This is a genomic window from Shinella sp. NM-101 (genome assembly GCF_021401195.1).
Lineage (GTDB): Bacteria > Pseudomonadota > Alphaproteobacteria > Rhizobiales > Rhizobiaceae > Shinella.
In genome coordinates this window covers 1-17691 of sequence record NZ_JACBFT010000033.1, presented here as the reverse complement: position 1 = coordinate 17691, position 17691 = coordinate 1, and the positions used below count along the sequence as shown (strand labels likewise).

The following is a 17691-nucleotide window of genomic DNA, read 5'->3' as shown; positions in this document are numbered from 1 at the left end:
ATGCACGATGAACACGCGGGACGGCGGCCGACGGAAGCCGGACAGCCAGCGCATCAGCTCGTTTGCGTCGGCGTGCGCCGACAGCATGGACAGGTCCGCGACCTCTGCCCGAACCGGGATCCACTGGCCATGGATTTTGATCTCGCGGGAGCCCTGCATCATAGCGCGGCCCCGCGTTCCGGCTGCCTGAAAACCCGAGAAGAGAATGGTGTTGCGGCTGTCGGGGGCAAACGCCTTGAGATGGTGCAGGACCCGTCCACCGGTGGCCATGCCGCTCGCCGAAATAACGATCTTCGGGTAGGCGCTTGCGGTGATCGCCTTGGAACCCTCAACGTCGCGCGTGTAGGTGGCGATCGAGCAAATCGCATTGCATTCCTGCGGGCTCAGCCGGTGATCGGAACGATGCGCATGCAGCAAATCCGTTGCGTCGATCGCCATGGGGCTGTCGAGATAGATGGGAATCTTTCCGAGACGGCCATTCATTCTCAGCTTCCAGAGATGGTAGAGAAGTGATTGGGCTCGCCCAACCGCGAAGGCGGGGATCACAACGGTTCCGCCCCTGGCGGTCGTGCGCTCAATGACGCTTCCCAAAGCCTCTGTGGGATCGACCTGATCGTGGATGCGATTTCCGTAGGTCGACTCGATTACGACGTAGTCGGCGTTTTCGACAGCCGTGGGGTCGGGAAGAACGGGGTCATCGTAGCGGCCGAGATCGCCCGAGAAAGCGACTCGACGCCCTGCCCATTCGATTTCCGCGATAGCCGCGCCCAAGATATGCCCGGCATGGCGGAAGGTCAGTGTCGCATTGCCTGGAAGGTGAATGGGCTTGTCGAAAGGTTCGGGCGAGAAGAATTCGAGGGAGTGCTCGGCGTCGCGGATGCCGTAGAGCGCAAGCGCAGGCTTGTGCTTCGAAAAGCCCTTTCGATTGGCGTATTCGGCATCCTTTTCCTGGAGGTGGCCGCTGTCCTTCAGGATCAGCTCGGCAACGTCGCGCGTCGCCTCGGTAGAGTAGATTCGGCCGCGGAAGCCATCTCGAACGAGCTTGGGCAAATAGCCGGAATGGTCGAGGTGGGCATGCGTCAGGACGACGGCGTCGATGCTCGATGGCGTAACCGGAAGTGCTGCCCAGTTGAGTTCGCGCAGGTTCTTCAGGCCCTGGAACAGGCCGCAATCGATCAGGATGCGCTTGTCGCCATTGGTGATGAGATGTTTCGAGCCGGTGACGGTTCCCGCACCGCCAAGCGAAGTTAGTGTCAGCATGTTGCCCTCAATCTTGTGCTTTGGACAGATCGGCAGGAGCGCCACATCCATCGATTGCGTTGCGTTCGGCCAGGGTGAGCAGTTCATCGCGCGACCAGTCCGAGAGCCGTGCGGATGCGTCGACAAGGTGCGCCCATGAGCAGCGGTTGGCGAAAAGCATGCCGGAAACATCCAGCGTGCCGCCACGACTGATATATCCATGCGCCGCGGTCCGTTTCGGGCCGCCGTCTAGCCGTCGAAGCAGGCCGACCATCGGTTCTGGGCGGGTGTGAGTGACGATAAGGCGGGGCAGATCGGGTGGGAAAAGGCTTGCAAGCTGGTCATCGCGCGCTGTGAATTCGGCCTCGAGCGGATCGCGCGGCGCCCGAAAGCGTCCAGGCTCCGAAATCGCCGTGACGACGACCCGTCGACCATGCGCTTTCAGCCGGTGGGCGGCCTTGAGAGCTTCTTCGAGTTGATAGGCGCCGATCGTGACGAGCTGGAGTGCCGCTCCATCCGGGTCGCCGTCGATATGAGCCGCACCTATGTTGACGAAGCGCTCGGCCGCCTCGGCGTCGAGACGGTGAGGCATGTCGCGCTTGGACACGATAAGGCAAGCTACTTGGCCGCGCCCGCGATAGACCGACCGCAGCGCCGCGGCAGCGCTGTTCGCATCGACGGGAAACAGCACGCGGGACGTATCCGACATCTCGCCCAACAGGGCCTCGCCAATCGTCGGATCCTGGTGTGACTGTTCGTTCTTTGCGTTCTCCCAGGTGTGCGATGTGACGACGAGCGGCACGGAGATCCAGCCCGGCGTTTTGCCCGCTTCCCGTTGGTGGCGGGAGAAGATGATCTCCTGGCGCAGGCCGCCTAGCATCTTCATCGCGAAGGCTTCGTAACTGACGATCAGATTGATGCCGCCCTTGTTGGCGAGCGCCGCACCGGCCACGGCTTCCTCATTCAGGGCCGTGATAACCGCGCCGTCGACGGCATCGGCAACGCCAGGCTCCGACTGGTTTACGCGGTGGCGAAGCCTGTCGAGCGTTGCGCCCATATGGTTCGAGCGGAGTTCATCGGGATTGCCGACCCGCGGACGAAGGCCGGGATTGGCATCGACGACCCGGACAAACCAGCGATCTATTGCATGCATGGCGCAGTCGGAGGGGTAACCTTCCTGGGACCAGTCAGGTTCGGGCAGGTGCGGCGCTGCGGGATTACGGGATGCCAGAGGATGCTTGCTTTCGGGAACGCGGCCCTGCCTCTCATGAATGGCAATCTCGGACACGGCGTCATCAATGTCGCCCGGCGGCACGAATAGAGCCCTTGCAGCGTCGTTGAAGGCTTGACGCGCCGCTTCGTCTCGCGACGGGTTGCCCGTCAGAGGAAGATTGTGCGCGGCATTTGTGCCCGCTCCGGGGAAGCCGAATCCTTTGACAGTCTCGGCGATGACATAGGGAATGGGTGCGGGATAGCGGCGGCTGGGATCGGTCGCGAAGCGCGTGAGCTGCTCTTCCGCTGAGAGGATGGCCCAAGCGAAGGCGGCGGGGTCCCGGCCATCGATCCTCATCGGCGCGAATCCGTTGAGGCTGAGATGATCGGCAAACCAATCTGCCCCGCCTTGCTGCGCGATCTGGACGCGTTCCTCGATACGGCGGCCGTTCATGATCATCACTGGAACAACGAAGCCGGAATCCTCCGAGCGCCACCAGCGCGGCGTCCAGTCCGATCCGCGCTGTTCCTCAAACGCGCCATCGCTGAGAAAGGCGACGAGGCTTTCGCCTGTCAGTGGCGCATGGACGTACTGCACTTCCGAGAACCCGAGATAGCCGCCCTCCGAGATCGCACCGGCGGTGGTTGGGCCGGCGTGGCTGCCGATCGGCACGCCCGGCCGGCCGCTCGCGTCGATAGCGTAGGAGTAGAAATCGGCTGCGAGTTGAGACAGCCCTTTCTCGCTGCGATCATAGCGCCCGAGCTGAGCTTGCGAAACGTCGCCTGTCAGCGCGTTGACTGCATCGATCGCCGCCACGCAATGCCCCTGACCCATAAGCCACGATCGGGTTGTTGCCGAAATCGCGTTGGCAACCAGATAGCCGACGAAAGCCGGGGCCATGTTGAGCGAACCGCCGGTATGGCCCTCCGGAACGGTTTTGAAGGCGTCGGCTGGCAGAGGAGCGCCGGACAAATCGACACGCCTCGCATAGGTCATGTGGACGATGGTCCACATGGCAGCCGAGGTCAGGCGGTCGGCCGCTGCGAGCAGTCGGTAGAGCCGATCAGGTTCGATCCGTCCCGACATGGCCAGCGTTTGAATGCGCTCGATGGTTTCGTCGCTATGTCGGATCTGGCCATAGCCGTCGCGCCATGCCTTGAAGAGTTCGGGAGTCGCTGCGGCCATGCTTTCGGGATCCTTTTTTGACTGCTTGTTGAGTGCGATCTATCGACAGCGCTACCGATGTCCCCCCAACCATGGCGGTGGATCGCTGGCGGGGAATGAGTCGATGCCCGCGCGCTCCACCGCATCGAGCGGCTCCGGAGGACGGCGGTGGCGGATCTGATCCGACCCTGCCGCCGTGTCCGTCCGGAGATGCGCGGCAATAAGCGGCGCAAGCTCAATACGGTTGCTGGCGTGGACAACGGAGTCGGTCGAAACGATGCGACCGCAGAGCGGGGCAAGCTGTTGATACGAATCGCCCGCGAAGATGCCATGCACGACAGCGACGTCAGGCGGAGCCAGACCTTGCAGTCGCAACTTCCTCGCCGCTTCGATAAGAGTATGGCCTGATGAGGCGATGTCATCCACGAGTACAGGCTGACGATCGTGCCAGGCGGAGAGATCGGGAAGTTCGATTTCGACGTCGCGATCGCCGTGTCGGACTTTCCTCAGGACCGCATGTGGCGCATCGATGCGCTTCGCGATGGCCGAGACCCACTGCTCGCTTTCCTCATCAGGGCCGATAAGCAGTGAGGCCTTGACCTCCGACCCTATCCAGTCGGCAAGGAGCGGGGCCGCATGAAGCGTCGCTGTCGGAATGGAATAGATCGCCGAAAGTGTTGGATGGCGATGCAAGTGCGGGTCGACGGTAATCAGGCGATCGAAGGTTGCCGATACGAGTCTTGCGAATGTGCGGGACGTGACCGCCTCGCCCGGTCGAAAGCGCCGATCTTGCCGCATATAGGCGAGGTACGGCGCGATCAGCGTTACCTCTCTGGCGCCCAGTGATCGTACGGCGTCGGCGGCGAAGACCAGCCGCAGAAAGCCTTCATCGGGGTGAGACAGGGTGCTGACCAAAATGACCGCTTTGTCGGTCACGTCGCACAGGATGCGGAGATAGCTTTCGCCGTCGGGGAAATTCCGGGTTTCGAGGTTGCCGAGCGGCCAACCGCCCTCGCTGGCGAGGCGCTGGGCAAAGGCGTCGTTTCCCGGAAGGGGAAGGATCACATGGCTCGAAGCGTGGTTCGTCGTATCCATGTGGGTCATCCGTTCCTGCGGTAGCGGCGCAGGAACTGCGCGTTGATGGCGACGATGATGGTGCTGGCCGACATGAAGACCGCAGCTACGGCCGGCGTCATCAGGAAGCCGGTCCCGAAGGTGATGCCGGCGGCCATGGGGATCGCCACGGTATTGTAGGCAGTCGCCCAGATCAGATTCTGGACCATCTTACGGTAGGTCGCGCGCGAGAGACCGAGAATGGCCGCCACATCGCGCGGATCGCTTTTGACGAGGACCACATCGGCGGATTCCACGGCGACATCCGTACCAGCGCCGATGGCGACGCCGAGATCGGCCTGGACAAGAGCTGGCGCATCGTTGACGCCATCGCCCACCATCGCCACCGAAAGGCCACGCGATTGCAATTCCTTGATCTTGTCCGACTTCTGATCGGGAAGCACCTCGGCGAAATATTCGGAGATGCCGAGTTCCCTGGATACCGATTCCGCAACGCCCGTCGCATCGCCCGTCAGCATCACCGACTTTATGCCAAGGCGATTCAGTTCGGCGATGGCTTCTCTCGATTCGCTACGCACGATGTCGGCAAGCGCGAAGAGCGCGCGCGGCGCGCCATCGCGGACAAGTACAACCACCGTCTTGCCGTCTGCTTCCAGCTCCTTGAGCTTCGGATGATCGATCGGGCTGCCTTGCCGAGCGAGATGGCCGGGGCTGACGATCCGAAGCTCCTCGCCGTCAACCTTGGCGGTAATGCCTTCGCCGGTGATATTGCTGACCTCGGTGGCCTTGGGGATCGCGATGCCGCGCTTCTTGGCTTCAGCGACGATGCCATGTGCAATTGGGTGTTCCGACTGACTCTCCGCTGCGGCGGCGAACGCCAATTCCTGGCTTTCGTCGCCAGCGGACAGAAGGACAATATCGCTGACGCCGAAACGTCCTTCCGTCAGCGTCCCTGTCTTGTCGAAAACCGTTGCATCAAGATTGCGCGCGCGCTCGAAAGCGGCCCGGTCGCGGATCAACAGACCGTTGCTCGCGCTCAGCGATGTGCTGACGGCCACCACCAGGGGCACGGCGAGGCCGAGTGCATGCGGGCAGGCCACGACCATGACCGTCACCATGCGCTCCAGGGCGAACTCCAGGGGCGATCCGAGAACGATCCACCAGACGAAAAGCGTCCCGAAGCCGACGACGAGGGCGATATAGGTGAGCCAGGCGGCTGCCCGGTTGGCGAGGTCCTGGGTCTTGGAACGGGTCGCCTGCGCCTTCTTTACGAGGTCGATGACCTGAGACAGATAGGTCGCGTCCCCCGTCGCCGTCACCTTGATCGTCACGGCATTGGCGCCGTTGATCGCCCCGCCGATGGCTGGCGCGCCGACGGTCTTGGAAACAGGCCGCGATTCGCCTGTCAGCATCGCCTCGTTGAAGGCGGACGATCCCTCGATGATCTCGCCATCGACCGGCACCTTCGCGCCCGGCCGGACGATGACGCGGTCGCCGGGCTGGAGGGCGGAGATCGCTACTTCATGCGTCGAGCCGTCCGCATCGATCCGCGTCGCGCTGTCTGGAAGCAGGCGCACCAGTTCCTCCAGCGCGCGGGAAGCCCCCATGACGGAACGCATCTCCACCCAGTGGCCGAGCAGCATGATGGCGATGAGCGTCACCAATTCCCAATAGAAGGCTTCGCCGGGGAACCCGAAGGTGACCGCCGCCGAGAAGAAATAGGCGGCCGAGATCGCGAGCGCGATCAGCGTCATCATGCCGGGCTGGCCCTTGCGCAGCTCCGAGGTGAAGCCGGTCAGGAACGGCCAGCCGCCATAGACGTAGGCGATGGTCGAGAGGACGAAGAGCACGAGACCGTCGCCCGGAAACGACAATAGCTCGGTCAGGCCGAGCCAATGGCGGATCATCGGAGACAGAAGCAGGACGGGCGGCGTGAGAATGAGCGAAACCCAGAAGCGGCGGCGAAAGTCGGCGACCATCTCCGCATGATCGTGTCCGCCGTGCCCGGTATGTTCGGCATGGGTTGAGCCGGCTGCCGAGACGATGCTTGCGGCCGCGTGGTCGTGGTGCGGACCGTTGGCAGCCGTCCGATGATGTGCGTGGTGGTTGCCGTGTTGGCTATGCGATGAGCTCATTCGATGTTGTCCTTCACTGGCCATTGGCGATAACTCGGAATGCAGGCCATTCTTGTTCCGTGACACTGGCCAGTTCTCGGCAGGGCAGAATCTTCGGTGCAAAGGTCTTCGGTCCGACGTTCCGAATCTTTGATCCAGATTAAGTTCTTGCGGCTCGGCTGAGGCGATGGGGCCGCGCCGCCGACCGTTCTTCCCGCTTGTTCGGAAACAGGGCGCTGTGGCGAAACGCCTCTCACCCCGATGATTCAGGAGTGTCTGCCGGGTAACCTGCTTCTTCGAGAACGGCGACAAGGGCTGCCCTGTCGGCGCTCGTCTCGATCAGGACCTCGCGTTTGTCAGGATCAGTCTCGATCCGGGCCATCCCGTCGACGCTCAAAAGCGCCTTGGTCACTGATTTTGCGCAGCCGCCGCATGTCATGTTCGGGACCTGGAAGCGAAGCATAGGGACCTCCTCTGTTGTTCGCGTCCAAGGAGATTGGGGCTTCCAACGATGGTAAGGTCAACCCTTAATAAATCTTCTTGACCCTGCCATCGTTGGAAACCGCAAGCTGGATGAAGAACTGTCAAATCGAAAGGAGACGACAGATGAAGCATTCCAGCACAAACAGCGTCATCATCTATACGACACCCACTTGCCCGGACTGCCGGGCGCTCAAGACCTGGCTCAAAGAACAAGACATCACGTTCCAGGAGCGCGATCTGACCGATCCATCAGTGATGGAGGAAGCGAAAGCGCGAACCGGGGTGCGGGTCGCACCGATAACCATCGTCGGGTCGCAGATCTTCTACGGGACGTTTGCGAGCCAGAAGCCCGGACTCATGGCCGCCCTCGACTTGTCGACGCCCGCATGAGTGATATGGTCATGAACAGCAAACGAGTGGACCTGCCGCAGGCTGGAGCCAGCATCGAAGTCGCGCTAGGCCAGACGATACTCGAGGCCGCGCTTGCAAGCGGCATCGCCTATCCGCACGGCTGCCGATCCGGACGCTGCGGGTCATGTAAATCCCGCCTCAACTCCGGCGAGGTCGACCTTCGGGAGCATTCGCGTTTCGCGCTCTCCGTCGAGGAGAAAGCTGAGGGGCTGATACTCGCCTGCCGGGCAATCCCCAAAACCGACGCCACCGTTACATGGCTGGGTGGTGCGGACGAGCTGGCCGACCATCCACGTCGACGCCTCCAGTGTAGCGTTGTTGGCATTGAGGATGTCACCCACGATATCAAAATTGTCCGGGTTCGCCCGAAAGACGGTCGGCCTGCCTCCTTTACGGCCGGCCAGTTCGCGCGCGTGACATTTCCGGCCACGCCGACACGAGATTATTCGATGGCGAACCCGCCGGGCGCCGACGAGCTGGAATTTCACATTCGTCGCGTGCCGGATGGCGTGGCCTCTAACCTCATTCATCCAGTGCTCGATCTCGGGGACCCGGTCATGGTCGAGGGGCCTTTCGGCTCGTCCTTTCTGCGCGAGAAGCATGCCGGCCCAATTCTCTGTGTGGCGGGCGGATCGGGCCTCGCCCCGATCAAGTCGATCGTTGAAACCGCGCTGGCACGGGGGATGAGACAACCCATTCACGTCTATTTCGGGGTGCGGACGGAAAACGATCTGTATCTCGTCGACCACTTTGAGGGTCTCGCGTCCATCCACGGAAATCTGGCATTTACCCCTGTTCTGTCCGACCAGGCGTCGGGCACGGCTTTGCGAGCCGGTTATGTCGATGCTGTGGTCGCAAAGGATCTGCCAGATCTCGACGGCTGGAAGGCATATATCGCCGGGCCGCCACCGATGGTGGAGGCCGTCATGGTGGTTGCCACCAACCGGAGGCTCCGCGTCGAGGATATGCACGCCGACGTATTCTTCACGCCCGATGAGCCGCTCGCAAGCGCTGCGGCAGGGTGAAGAACGACCGGCGTTCGGGATCGCTACAGACGATTTCCGGCGGACCGGCGGCTTGTGCGCATGAGATCGAGCGGAAGACGCCCGCCTTCAGGCGGTAACCAATGCCGGACCATCGGCCCTTGCTCCAGTATTCACCTGTCGGTCGGGATTGGTCACCGCGATAACGCGCATCCGGCTGTCGCATGGCGGACCGGCCTATGTGGTCCGCCTTCGATCATCTGATCGCGAAGAGTTTTGATCGAGCCACGCCTTCGCGATCTCCACATCCACTCCCGCGACCTCGATCAACTTATCCGGATTGAGGATTCGAAGACGCCGGTATTGAAATTGAACGATTCCCTCCTTCCGCAGGGAACTGAGGACACGGTTGACATGAACGAATGTCAGGCCCGTCGCATCGCCGATCTGTTCTTGAGTTAGGGGAAGCGCCATCTCTTCGATGCGGTTGCCGGGCCATTGCGCCCGATATCGCGTGAACAGCTCCAGCAGGAGATGGGCGACGCGCTCGCGTGCCGAGCGACGCCCGATACTCGTCAGGTGATCGAAGGCAAGATCGCGTTCGCGCGCTACAGATTGCGCGAGTCTCAAGCCGGTTTCCGGGTCTTCCCGCAGGCGCGATTTCAGAACGGACATCGGAACGACGGAAACGACTACGTCCGTCAGGGCCTGCGCGCCGACGTTTGAGGGCATGTGACCGGACGAGAGCACCCCCAGCACTGCGCCTGGCAATGCGAAATGCACGATCTGTCGCCGGCCATCGGGAAGCAAGGAATATACCGCTATCCAACCGTCAAGAAGGTTGAACAAAGAACCGGTAGTGGACCCAATACCGAGGATTTCGTTGCCTGCGTCGAATTTTCGGTCGCCGGTCCTGAACCCCCGAATGAGGCGGTTTGCATCGATCGGAGGAGACACGGCGCCAAGCGAAGCAGACGTATGGGTGCCGTGACTTGAGAGCGTCAAAGCCTTCGATGATTGAGGAACAATGGCATTTTCGGCGTTTGAAGCGCCGTCTGCTGGGGGGTTGTTTGGCAGCAAGCTGCTCCAAGCGCCGTTGATCATGGCCAAATTGGCGCTTTGAAATGATCGGGCGGGCTCGGGGGAGAAAAAAGAGCGATCCAAGTTCATGTTGCACCTCCGGGGCGCGGAGCCCGTCTCGGTGGCTATCCGAACAGGCAATCAATCCTGACGTGAGGACCTGTGCGCCGACGCAGCTTTGCGCCGGGGATCAGGTGGGCGCGAACACGACAAATCTCCAGGAACCAGAGTGTTGATCCAATCTGGCGACAGGGTTTTAGCCGCGGAACGCCGCCTAGAGGATTTGATTTCGGGGTACGGGAGGGTCGCGGCCAAGAATGAACGACCGCAGGCAGGTTTGCCTTGGCGCAAATGATTTGGTGGTCCAGGAACCGATGATGGTGAGTCCGCCTTGGTAAGTGCATAGCGGTGCAAAGCACGGAGCGCAGATGGCTTTGCAGCAACTGGCGTCGGTCGGGCAGTCTTCCTGGGCCGCTGCAGAGGCCCTGAACTCGGCGTTCGCAAGCCGGATTTCGGTGCCGGACGGCGTGAAATCACCGTTATGCGCCATGGCTGGCCCGGCCTGGATCGCCAGAACGAGCATGCAGACCATCAGTGCTGCCAAATACCTGAGCATTCCTCGATTCCGCAATCGAACGGCTCGCCCTTTCAACATAGAGCGAATACCCCGATCCGGAACACATACTATATGTACAGCCACCTCAAATTGATTCAGATCAAGGTCCAGGGCGGAGGTTCGCGGCAGGGTGTCAATTCGTGTCGGGAACGCGACCAATCCGCCGGGACGAGGGTCTATGTGCTTGATCGAGGTTAAAGTGCGGCGCGCAAGGTGATGATTTCGTCACATCCAGAAACTTGTTCCAGCGGGTCACGCATGTCATCGATGGCGCTGTTGCGGGCAGATCGGAAGACCTGGGTTGCGGTTCTCGTCGCTCGCACTCGACGACGGACGATGCTGAGCCCATTCTTCGCAAAATGCGACGGAATCCTGCTGGTCGATCCGGTCACTCGCTGCCGCGACTATATGCCGAATGCCGGCCGCACCAGTGAGGCGACATGCGCGATGATCGCGATCAGCAGCGCAACTAGACTCGTGTGCGGCTTCATCGCAGACGCGGACCGCGATCGGCTCGTGCTATGCGGAGTAGATGTGAGGATCGGTTCCTGCTCGTGTCCGGTCGACGATCTGGTTTGCGGATTCGAGGCGCTGCCACATGCCTAGTCCATGGGCCACAAGGGATCTGCCAAGCTCTCCTCAATAGCGCGCCGAATTGTGTCGACGGGGAGCGGCGTGTCCGTTCCCGATCAAAGCAGTGATGGCGTAGCTCCTCTGGCCACCGAAGCCCTCCACATTGATGTGCGAGAAGTCGAACCGGATCCGTCCAGGTTGGCCTTTTGGCGAACCGCGCAGGGTAGCCTCGTCGTTCCCGACACCTTAATCGAGATTAAAGACTCCCCCAGACGGCCATTGCTATCTCAACAGCAGTTGCCTCGCGGTCGGCTTACAGGCGGTGTCGCGGCACACATGCACCTGCCGAGGCCACGCGCGATACTGGAGGAGCAATATGGACCAGAACTCTGATAGGCAAACGGGCGGTAACGCTCAACGATCCAAGCTTACAGCGAGCAGCGTCGCCTTCTATGGCTTTCTCGCAATCGCCGCCTTTTACCTCATCACGGAGCATCGTGCTCACACTCTGGGCTGGTTGCCTTGGCTTCTCATTCTGGCTTCTCCGGTACTCCATATCTTCATGCATCGGAAGCATGGCGCACATGGACATAATCATCACGAAAGGCGTGCCGACCAAGATAGCCGCTGACCTCCAATGAATCAGCTTCAGATAGCGAGAGCGCAGCATGACCAACGGCACTTCGAATCGCGACATGCCAGATCCGAAACCCTTTACTCGCTGCGCGACTCGTCGTTGCAGGGATACGAGCGAACGAGGGGCGACGGTGATCGACGCGGGTATCAGACAGCTTGGACCCGAACAGTGGCGCGAGCCGTTGGATTTGGCATCTCCTGAATTAAACGGCCTCGCGCCTCGTAGGAGGCTGCTGACATGGCTAGGCGACCACCTGCAATAGAGCTGCGTCACCTTAACACCTTTGTGGTCGTGGCCGAGCATGGCAGCTTCCGCAAAGCTGGGGCGGCCATCGGGCTATCGCAATCAGCGGTCAGTCGATGTATTGCTGACCTTGAGGATCAATTCGGCGCCTCGCTGTTTCACCGGCACACCTGGGGGATCTCGCTGACCCATGCAGGGCAACGGTTCCTTGGACGGGCAAGACAAATTCTCAGAAACGTTGACGACGGAGCCGAAGATATTGCTGCCATAGAGCGTTCTGAAAGCGGCTTCGTGAGGATCGGAATATTCTCATCGATTGCCTCGGGGTTTCTCGCAGAACTATTGCGTGCATATCATCGCGCGCATCCGAGGGTTCAGGTTGAACTCATCGATGGCAATCCTTCAGAGCATGTGGCGGCGATTCGCCAGTTTTCTCTTGACGTCGCCTTCCTTACCGGAACCCGCCTCTGGTCTGATTGCGACACCTCGTACTTTTGGTCTGAGCGCGTCTTTGCGGTTCTACCGGAGGATCACTCGTTAGCCGCGCGCGACGAGGTAGATTGGACCGACCTCGTTGATGAAACTTTCATCGTGAATGACGTGGCGCCCGGCCGAGAAATTCATGACTACCTGGTTCAGCGCTTGGCTGGTCTGGGGCAGCACCCCGAGATTACCGTCCATTTTGTCGGACGAGAGAACCTGCTCCCACTCGTGGCTCTGGGCCGCGGATTGACGGTCGTTAGCGAGGCGATGACTGCGGCTCAGTTCCCCGGCGTGTGCTATCGGGCAATTCTCGGGGAAATCTTGCCATTTAGCGGCGTATGGTCTCCACGTAATGACAACCCGGCCTTCCGAAGGTTGCTTAGCATGGCGCGTTCTATGGCAACGTCGTGGTCTCCGGGCTCGACAGGGTCAAACGCGGAATAGCGCGCCCTCTCCCGAGCCTGTGTAAGATGCAGGGATTGGTCGGGCGGCTCAAGAAGCCGCCCGACAGGCGTTACTTGCCACGATCGGCGAGCCATTTCTTCATCATCGCGATCTCGCCTTCCTGGGCTTTGATCACGTCTTCTGCGAGCTTGCGGACCTCAGGGTCGCGACCGTACTCGAGAACGACCTTTGCCATGTCGATAGCGCCCTGATGATGGGGAATCATGCCGCGCATGAAGTCAACATCGGCATCGCCTGAATAGTCCATCACCATGTTCTTCTGCATGCTTTCCATGACGGCCATGTAAGCCTTGGTCGAGAGTTCGTCCGCGGCGGACATGTCCATGCCCTGCATGTTCATGCCGGGCATATTGTGTCCCTGCATAGCGCCATTGTTATCCATCTGGGTTTGAGCAAGTGCCAGGCCCACGCTGATGGCGATTGCGCCACCTATGAAAATCGGGGTTAGCCTGTTCATCGTTTCATCCTCATCAGGTCGCGGCCGCAGGATAGCCGGCTTCTTCCAGAACGCGTTCGATATCGGCGATGGTCGCCGCCGTCTCGACCTTGACCGTGCGAGCGGCGGGGTCCGGCTTGACCGTAGCGTTCGGGTCGACGGACTGGATCGCCTTTGTCACCGACTTGGCGCAGCCGCCGCAGGTCATGTTTTCGATCTTGAGCAGCATGAGAAATCTCCTTTGTTCGGCTCTCATGCTGAACAAGATGGGCCTTCCAACGATGGTAAGGTCAAGGGTCACATGCAAGGATTTATTCTATTGACCTTCCTATCGTTGGAAGCCTGATCCTCCTCCAGAATTTGATTCTTCGAATAAGAAAGGAAGAGGCGATGAATGCCCCCGTCCGCACCAATGAGATGTCTGAAGCTATATCGCTGCCGATAGAGGGCATGACCTGCGCGTCGTGCGTTGGCCGAGTCGAACGAGCCCTGAAGGCTGTTCCCGGTGTCGAGGCCGCATCGGTCAATCTGGCTACGGAACGCGCGAATGTCACCACCAGATCATATGTTGACAAGGCAATTCTGATCGAGGCGATCGAGAAGGTCGGCTATTCGGTACCGTCCCAAGCCGCAGGGCCGACCGGCCTCGTAGAGCTGTCGATCCAAGGCATGACATGCGCGTCGTGTGTCGGGCGGGTCGAGCGCGCCTTGAAGGCTGTTTCAGGGGTTACCGAGGCAGTGGTCAATCTGGCCACGGAACGGGCCACGGTGCGCGGCGGCGCCAACACGGCTGAGTTGATCGCCGCCATCGCAGATGCTGGCTACGAAGCCGAGGTAGTGCGCGCAAATGCCGGCCCTGACCACGAGGATGCAAATGCCGAGCAAGCGGAGAGAAAGGAAGCGGAGCGGCGCGAACTGGCCCGTGATTTCACGATGGCTGCGGTGCTTACAGCTCCAGTCTTTCTCATGGAAATGGGATCCCATGTCATCCCAGGCGGTCATGCATTGATCGAATCGACAATCGGCATGCAGTGGAGCTGGTACATCCAGTTCGTGCTGACGACCCTCGTGCTCTTCGTTCCGGGCATTCGCTTCTATGACAAGGGAATTCCAGCCCTCTGGCGGATGGCGCCCGACATGAATTCACTGGTGGCGGTCGGTTCGCTTGCTGCCTACGGCTACTCCTTGGTTGCAACCTTCGCACCGGGCTTCCTCCCGCCTGGAACGATCAACGTTTATTTCGAAGCTGCGGCAGTCATAGTCACTCTCATCCTGCTTGGCCGCTTGCTGGAAGCCCGTGCCAAAGGGCGCACGTCCGAGGCGATCAAGCGGCTGGTCGGCCTTCAGGCAAAGACTGCGCGGGTTCGCAGGGATGGCAAGACGGTCGACTTGCCGATCGGTTCGGTGACTTCCGACGACATCGTTGAGGTTCGCCCCGGCGAACGCATTCCCGTCGATGGTGAAGTGGTCGAAGGTGATAGCTATGTCGATGAGTCGATGATTACCGGAGAACCTGTTCCGGTCTCGAAGGCGATCGGTAGCGTGGTCGTGGGCGGCACTGTCAACCAGAAGGGCGCCTTCGCTTTCCGGGCGACGGCGGTCGGCGGGGATACGGTTCTGTCGCAGATCATCCGTATGGTGGAGGAGGCACAGGGTTCCAAACTTCCCATCCAGGCGCTGGTCGACAAGGTAACCATGTGGTTTGTGCCAGCGGTCTTTGTGGTAGCGGCGTTCACTTTTGCTTCCTGGCTGTATTTCGGGCCGTCGCCCGCCCTCACCTTCGCGCTGGTCAACGCTGTCGCCGTCCTGATCATCGCCTGCCCCTGCGCCATGGGTCTGGCTACGCCGACGTCCATTATGGTCGGCACAGGCCGCGGTGCGGAGCTGGGGGTCCTCTTTCGCAAAGGCGAGGCGCTCCAGTTGCTGAAAGACGCCAGTGTGGTCGCCGTGGACAAGACGGGTACGCTAACCGAAGGAAAGCCGGCCTTGACCGATCTGGAACTTGCCGCAGGCTTCGACCGACCCGAGGTTCTGGGTACGGTGGCTGCTGTCGAGGCGAAATCGGAACATCCAATCGCGCGGGCGATCGTGGATGCGGCCGCTGCGGAAGGCGTTCGGATGCCGGCGGTGTCTGACTTTGAATCGGTAACAGGCTTCGGTGTGAAAGCTTTGGTCGAGGGTCGGCGCGTCGAAATCGGCGCTGATCGATACATGGTCGAGCTCGGTCATGACGTTGCGCAGTTTAGCGAGACGGCCGAACGTCTCGGTAACGAGGGTAAGTCGCCGCTCTATGCTGCGATAGAGGGAAAGATCGCGGCGATCATCGCAGTGGCCGACCCGATCAAGGAGACCACGCCCGCCGCAATCAAGGCGTTGCACGGTCTTGGCCTGAAGGTTGCGATGATCACCGGGGACAACATGCGCACCGCCAAGGCCATCGCCGCTCAACTCGGGATCGATGACGTGGCGGCGGAGGTGTTGCCGGACGGCAAGGTTGATGCGGTTCGCCGTCTCAAGGAACAATATGGCAAGGTGGCCTTCGTCGGCGACGGAATCAACGACGCCCCGGCCTTGGCGGAGGCGGATGTAGGTCTCGCCATTGGGACGGGCACGGACATAGCAATCGAAGCCGCCGACGTCGTACTGATGTCAGGCAGCCTGCAAGGCGTGCCCAACGCGATAGCGTTGTCGAAGGCGACAATCGGCAACATTCGACAGAACCTATTCTGGGCATTCGCTTACAATACGGCGCTCATCCCTGTGGCGGCGGGCGCGCTTTTCCCCGGATTCGGTATCCTTCTCTCGCCCGTGTTCGCGGCGGGCGCGATGGCCTTGTCGAGTGTGTTCGTGCTGGGCAATGCCCTGCGGCTTCGTCGCTTTCGGGCTGCTCATTAATAAAGGGTGACGCCGCCTGCCAAGGACGGTGTCCACTACGAAGGGAAATCGCTCATGAACATTGGACAAGCATCCAGAGCATCCGGCGTTTCGGCCAAGATGATCCGCTACTACGAGCAGACCGGCTTGATACCACGGGCAGATCGTACAGGGTCCGGCTATCGGGACTACTCAGATACAGACGTGCATATGCTGCGTTTCATCCGTCGCGCACGCGACCTTGGCTTCTCCGTCGCTGAGATCAACGGACTTCTGGAACTGTGGCGGGACGAGTCGCGCCAGAGTGCGGAGGTCAAGCGGTTGGCCGAGGGTCATATCGCGGAACTTGAGAGAAAGATCCAAGCCCTGCAGGAAATGGCACAAACACTGAAGATGTTGGTTAACGCCTGCCGTGGCGACCATCGCCCTCACTGTCCAATTCTTATGCGCCTGGAGACCGATGAGGAGGACGAGGATGTGTCGATTAGACCGCGCAAAGGCGCAGTCGCTGGCATTTCCGAATGAGTGCCGCTTTTGGGCGGCACTCGCTTGCGGGTTAATAGAACCGTTGCCTGACGCCGAGGGCGGTGTTGGTCCGTGCAATGGAAAACTCGGCATTCTGTGTCAGGCCAGACAATGCGCGAATGGCGTCGATCGTATCAGGAATAACGATCGCTTGATTGTCCACCATGTAGGCGTAGAAGAGCTCATCCCGCTCGGTGCGCAGCATGTCCTCCCATAGCGCGACTTCATATAGGTTGCCGAACGGCCTATGGAGGTCAGCCATCAGTTCCTTGATCGTGTTGATAGCGGTGAGGCTGAACCGCCCCGGGTTTGCCGGAGGCCTTCTGGTTTAAGTTATGCCGCCATGGCGGGTTCTTCCAGCATGGCGTAGTAGCGTTCCTCAGCTTCGGCCGGCGGGATGTTGCCGATAGGCTCCAGCAGCCGGCGATTGTTGAACCAGTCGACCCAGGTCAGCGTGGCGAACTCGACGGCCTCGAAGCTTCGCCATGGTCCGCGCCGATGGATGACCTCGGCCTTGTAGAGGCCGTTGATCGTCTCGGCCAGCGCGTTGTCGTAGCTGTCGCCGACACTGCCCACAGACGGTTCGATGCCGGCTTCGGCGAGGCGCTCGGTGTAGCGGATGCTGACATATTGCGATCCGCGGTCGGAATGATGAACCAGACCGCCGCGATGAACGGGCCGGCGTTCGTGCAGGGCCTGTTCGAGAGCGTCGAGCACAAAGCTCGCGTGGGCGGTCCTGCTCACCCGCCAGCCGACGATACGGCGCGCATAGGCGTCGATGACGAAGGCCACGTAGACGAAGCCCGACCAGGTGCTGAGTGGAGTAAGAAGCGCAGATGCGCTTCTCCTCCCCGAACCGTACGTGCACCTTTCAGCGCATACGGCTCTCTGTTCAAGCTTGGCCCATGGCCATAGCAACGTCATGGTAATGCGACGTGACGGTACTGCGGTTTTCGACCGGAAGATGTATGGGTTTTCTTCCGGGTTGCGCCAACGGAATTGCGCTTTGGGGCTTGAGACAAGCCGTTTTAGCGCTTTTCCAACAGGGGCACCGCGTTCATTGCGACCAAACACGAGC

16 protein-coding genes and 1 pseudogene are annotated in these 17691 nt (G+C 60.7%); 6 read left to right on the top strand and 11 right to left on the bottom strand.

Going from position 1 to position 17691, the window contains the following annotated elements:
* The 5 genes from L0976_RS27925 to L0976_RS27905 form a co-directional block, all read right to left on the bottom strand.
* Nucleotides 1-1260 (bottom strand): MBL fold metallo-hydrolase (locus L0976_RS27925; protein ID WP_370643885.1); only part of this gene is annotated, 1260 nt, incomplete at its 3' end.
* A 7-nt stretch (nucleotides 1261-1267) separates the two neighbouring features.
* A complete protein-coding gene (locus tag L0976_RS27920; RefSeq protein WP_080843325.1) occupies nucleotides 1268-3637 on the bottom strand; it encodes a xylulose 5-phosphate 3-epimerase in 2370 nt (789 codons plus the stop codon).
* Between the two features lie 51 nt (nucleotides 3638-3688).
* The gene (locus tag L0976_RS27915) at nucleotides 3689-4711 is read right to left on the bottom strand and encodes a ribose-phosphate pyrophosphokinase (protein WP_115672701.1); all 1023 of its coding nucleotides are present in this window, start codon (nucleotides 4709-4711) and stop codon (nucleotides 3689-3691) included.
* 5 nt (nucleotides 4712-4716) lie between these two features.
* Nucleotides 4717-6825 carry a heavy metal translocating P-type ATPase gene (locus L0976_RS27910; protein WP_142174940.1) on the bottom strand — a complete coding sequence of 703 codons (2109 nt, stop codon included), beginning with the start codon at nucleotides 6823-6825 and terminating at the stop codon, nucleotides 4717-4719.
* A 232-nt stretch (nucleotides 6826-7057) separates the two neighbouring features.
* Nucleotides 7058-7267, bottom strand: coding sequence for a heavy-metal-associated domain-containing protein (locus tag L0976_RS27905; RefSeq protein ID WP_080843327.1), 210 nt, complete (start codon nucleotides 7265-7267; stop codon nucleotides 7058-7060).
* A gap of 143 nt (nucleotides 7268-7410) precedes the next feature.
* Between L0976_RS27905 and L0976_RS27900 the strand changes: the two genes are divergently transcribed.
* Complete coding sequence (locus tag L0976_RS27900) at nucleotides 7411-7677, top strand: glutaredoxin family protein (protein ID WP_080843328.1); 267 nt, start codon at nucleotides 7411-7413, stop codon at nucleotides 7675-7677.
* Nucleotides 7678-7688: 11 nt separating this feature from the next.
* On the top strand, nucleotides 7689-8723 hold the full coding sequence (locus tag L0976_RS27895; protein WP_370643884.1) for a 2Fe-2S iron-sulfur cluster-binding protein: 1035 nt from the start codon (nucleotides 7689-7691) through the stop codon (nucleotides 8721-8723).
* A 195-nt stretch (nucleotides 8724-8918) separates the two neighbouring features.
* Here the strand turns inward: L0976_RS27895 and L0976_RS27890 are convergent, their stop codons facing one another.
* On the bottom strand, nucleotides 8919-9851 hold the full coding sequence (locus tag L0976_RS27890; protein ID WP_234190557.1) for a Crp/Fnr family transcriptional regulator: 933 nt from the start codon (nucleotides 9849-9851) through the stop codon (nucleotides 8919-8921).
* Between the two features lie 184 nt (nucleotides 9852-10035).
* A complete protein-coding gene (locus tag L0976_RS27885) occupies nucleotides 10036-10377 on the bottom strand; it encodes a hypothetical protein (protein WP_112828955.1) in 342 nt (113 codons plus the stop codon).
* A 949-nt stretch (nucleotides 10378-11326) separates the two neighbouring features.
* Here L0976_RS27885 and L0976_RS27880 point away from each other — a divergent pair.
* Entirely contained in the window at nucleotides 11327-11581 is a 255-nt protein-coding gene (locus L0976_RS27880) for a DUF2933 domain-containing protein (protein ID WP_234190555.1), read from the top strand.
* A gap of 243 nt (nucleotides 11582-11824) precedes the next feature.
* Nucleotides 11825-12757, top strand: coding sequence for a LysR family transcriptional regulator (locus tag L0976_RS27875; protein ID WP_234190553.1), 933 nt, complete (start codon nucleotides 11825-11827; stop codon nucleotides 12755-12757).
* Nucleotides 12758-12827: 70 nt separating this feature from the next.
* Here the strand turns inward: L0976_RS27875 and L0976_RS27870 are convergent, their stop codons facing one another.
* The gene (locus L0976_RS27870; protein ID WP_370643883.1) at nucleotides 12828-13160 is read right to left on the bottom strand and encodes a DUF305 domain-containing protein; all 333 of its coding nucleotides are present in this window, start codon (nucleotides 13158-13160) and stop codon (nucleotides 12828-12830) included.
* Nucleotides 13161-13248: 88 nt separating this feature from the next.
* On the bottom strand, nucleotides 13249-13443 hold the full coding sequence (locus tag L0976_RS27865; protein WP_080843334.1) for a heavy-metal-associated domain-containing protein: 195 nt from the start codon (nucleotides 13441-13443) through the stop codon (nucleotides 13249-13251).
* 161 nt (nucleotides 13444-13604) lie between these two features.
* Between L0976_RS27865 and L0976_RS27860 the strand changes: the two genes are divergently transcribed.
* Together L0976_RS27860 and cueR are read left to right on the top strand one after the other, a co-directional pair.
* The gene (locus L0976_RS27860) at nucleotides 13605-16109 is read left to right on the top strand and encodes a heavy metal translocating P-type ATPase (RefSeq protein ID WP_112828961.1); all 2505 of its coding nucleotides are present in this window, start codon (nucleotides 13605-13607) and stop codon (nucleotides 16107-16109) included.
* Nucleotides 16110-16163: 54 nt separating this feature from the next.
* Complete coding sequence (gene cueR, locus L0976_RS27855) at nucleotides 16164-16613, top strand: Cu(I)-responsive transcriptional regulator (protein WP_080843336.1); 450 nt, start codon at nucleotides 16164-16166, stop codon at nucleotides 16611-16613.
* Nucleotides 16614-16644: 31 nt separating this feature from the next.
* Here the strand turns inward: cueR and L0976_RS27850 are convergent, their stop codons facing one another.
* Nucleotides 16645-16875 carry a hypothetical protein gene (locus L0976_RS27850; RefSeq protein WP_234190551.1) on the bottom strand — a complete coding sequence of 77 codons (231 nt, stop codon included), beginning with the start codon at nucleotides 16873-16875 and terminating at the stop codon, nucleotides 16645-16647.
* Between the two features lie 71 nt (nucleotides 16876-16946).
* Nucleotides 16947-17438, bottom strand: a pseudogene (locus L0976_RS27845) (IS3 family transposase); the annotation flags it as partial.
* Nucleotides 17439-17691 lie beyond the last annotated feature (253 nt).

Coding starts and splice junctions, on each gene's coding strand:
- L0976_RS27850 (WP_234190551.1), bottom strand. CDS start 16,875: ATGGCTGACCTCCATAGGCCGTTCGGCAACCTATATGAAGTCGCGCTA.
- L0976_RS27915 (WP_115672701.1), bottom strand. CDS start 4,711: ATGGATACGACGAACCACGCTTCGAGCCATGTGATCCTTCCCCTTCCG.
- L0976_RS27900 (WP_080843328.1), top strand. CDS start 7,411: ATGAAGCATTCCAGCACAAACAGCGTCATCATCTATACGACACCCACT.
- L0976_RS27860 (WP_112828961.1), top strand. CDS start 13,605: ATGAATGCCCCCGTCCGCACCAATGAGATGTCTGAAGCTATATCGCTG.
- L0976_RS27865 (WP_080843334.1), bottom strand. CDS start 13,443: ATGCTGCTCAAGATCGAAAACATGACCTGCGGCGGCTGCGCCAAGTCG.
- L0976_RS27890 (WP_234190557.1), bottom strand. CDS start 9,851: ATGAACTTGGATCGCTCTTTTTTCTCCCCCGAGCCCGCCCGATCATTT.
- L0976_RS27870 (WP_370643883.1), bottom strand. CDS start 13,160: ATGGATAACAATGGCGCTATGCAGGGACACAATATGCCCGGCATGAAC.
- L0976_RS27920 (WP_080843325.1), bottom strand. CDS start 3,637: ATGGCCGCAGCGACTCCCGAACTCTTCAAGGCATGGCGCGACGGCTAT.
- L0976_RS27885 (WP_112828955.1), bottom strand. CDS start 10,377: ATGCTCAGGTATTTGGCAGCACTGATGGTCTGCATGCTCGTTCTGGCG.
- L0976_RS27880 (WP_234190555.1), top strand. CDS start 11,327: ATGGACCAGAACTCTGATAGGCAAACGGGCGGTAACGCTCAACGATCC.
- cueR (WP_080843336.1), top strand. CDS start 16,164: ATGAACATTGGACAAGCATCCAGAGCATCCGGCGTTTCGGCCAAGATG.
- L0976_RS27905 (WP_080843327.1), bottom strand. CDS start 7,267: ATGCTTCGCTTCCAGGTCCCGAACATGACATGCGGCGGCTGCGCAAAA.
- L0976_RS27910 (WP_142174940.1), bottom strand. CDS start 6,825: ATGAGCTCATCGCATAGCCAACACGGCAACCACCACGCACATCATCGG.
- L0976_RS27895 (WP_370643884.1), top strand. CDS start 7,689: ATGAACAGCAAACGAGTGGACCTGCCGCAGGCTGGAGCCAGCATCGAA.
- L0976_RS27875 (WP_234190553.1), top strand. CDS start 11,825: ATGGCTAGGCGACCACCTGCAATAGAGCTGCGTCACCTTAACACCTTT.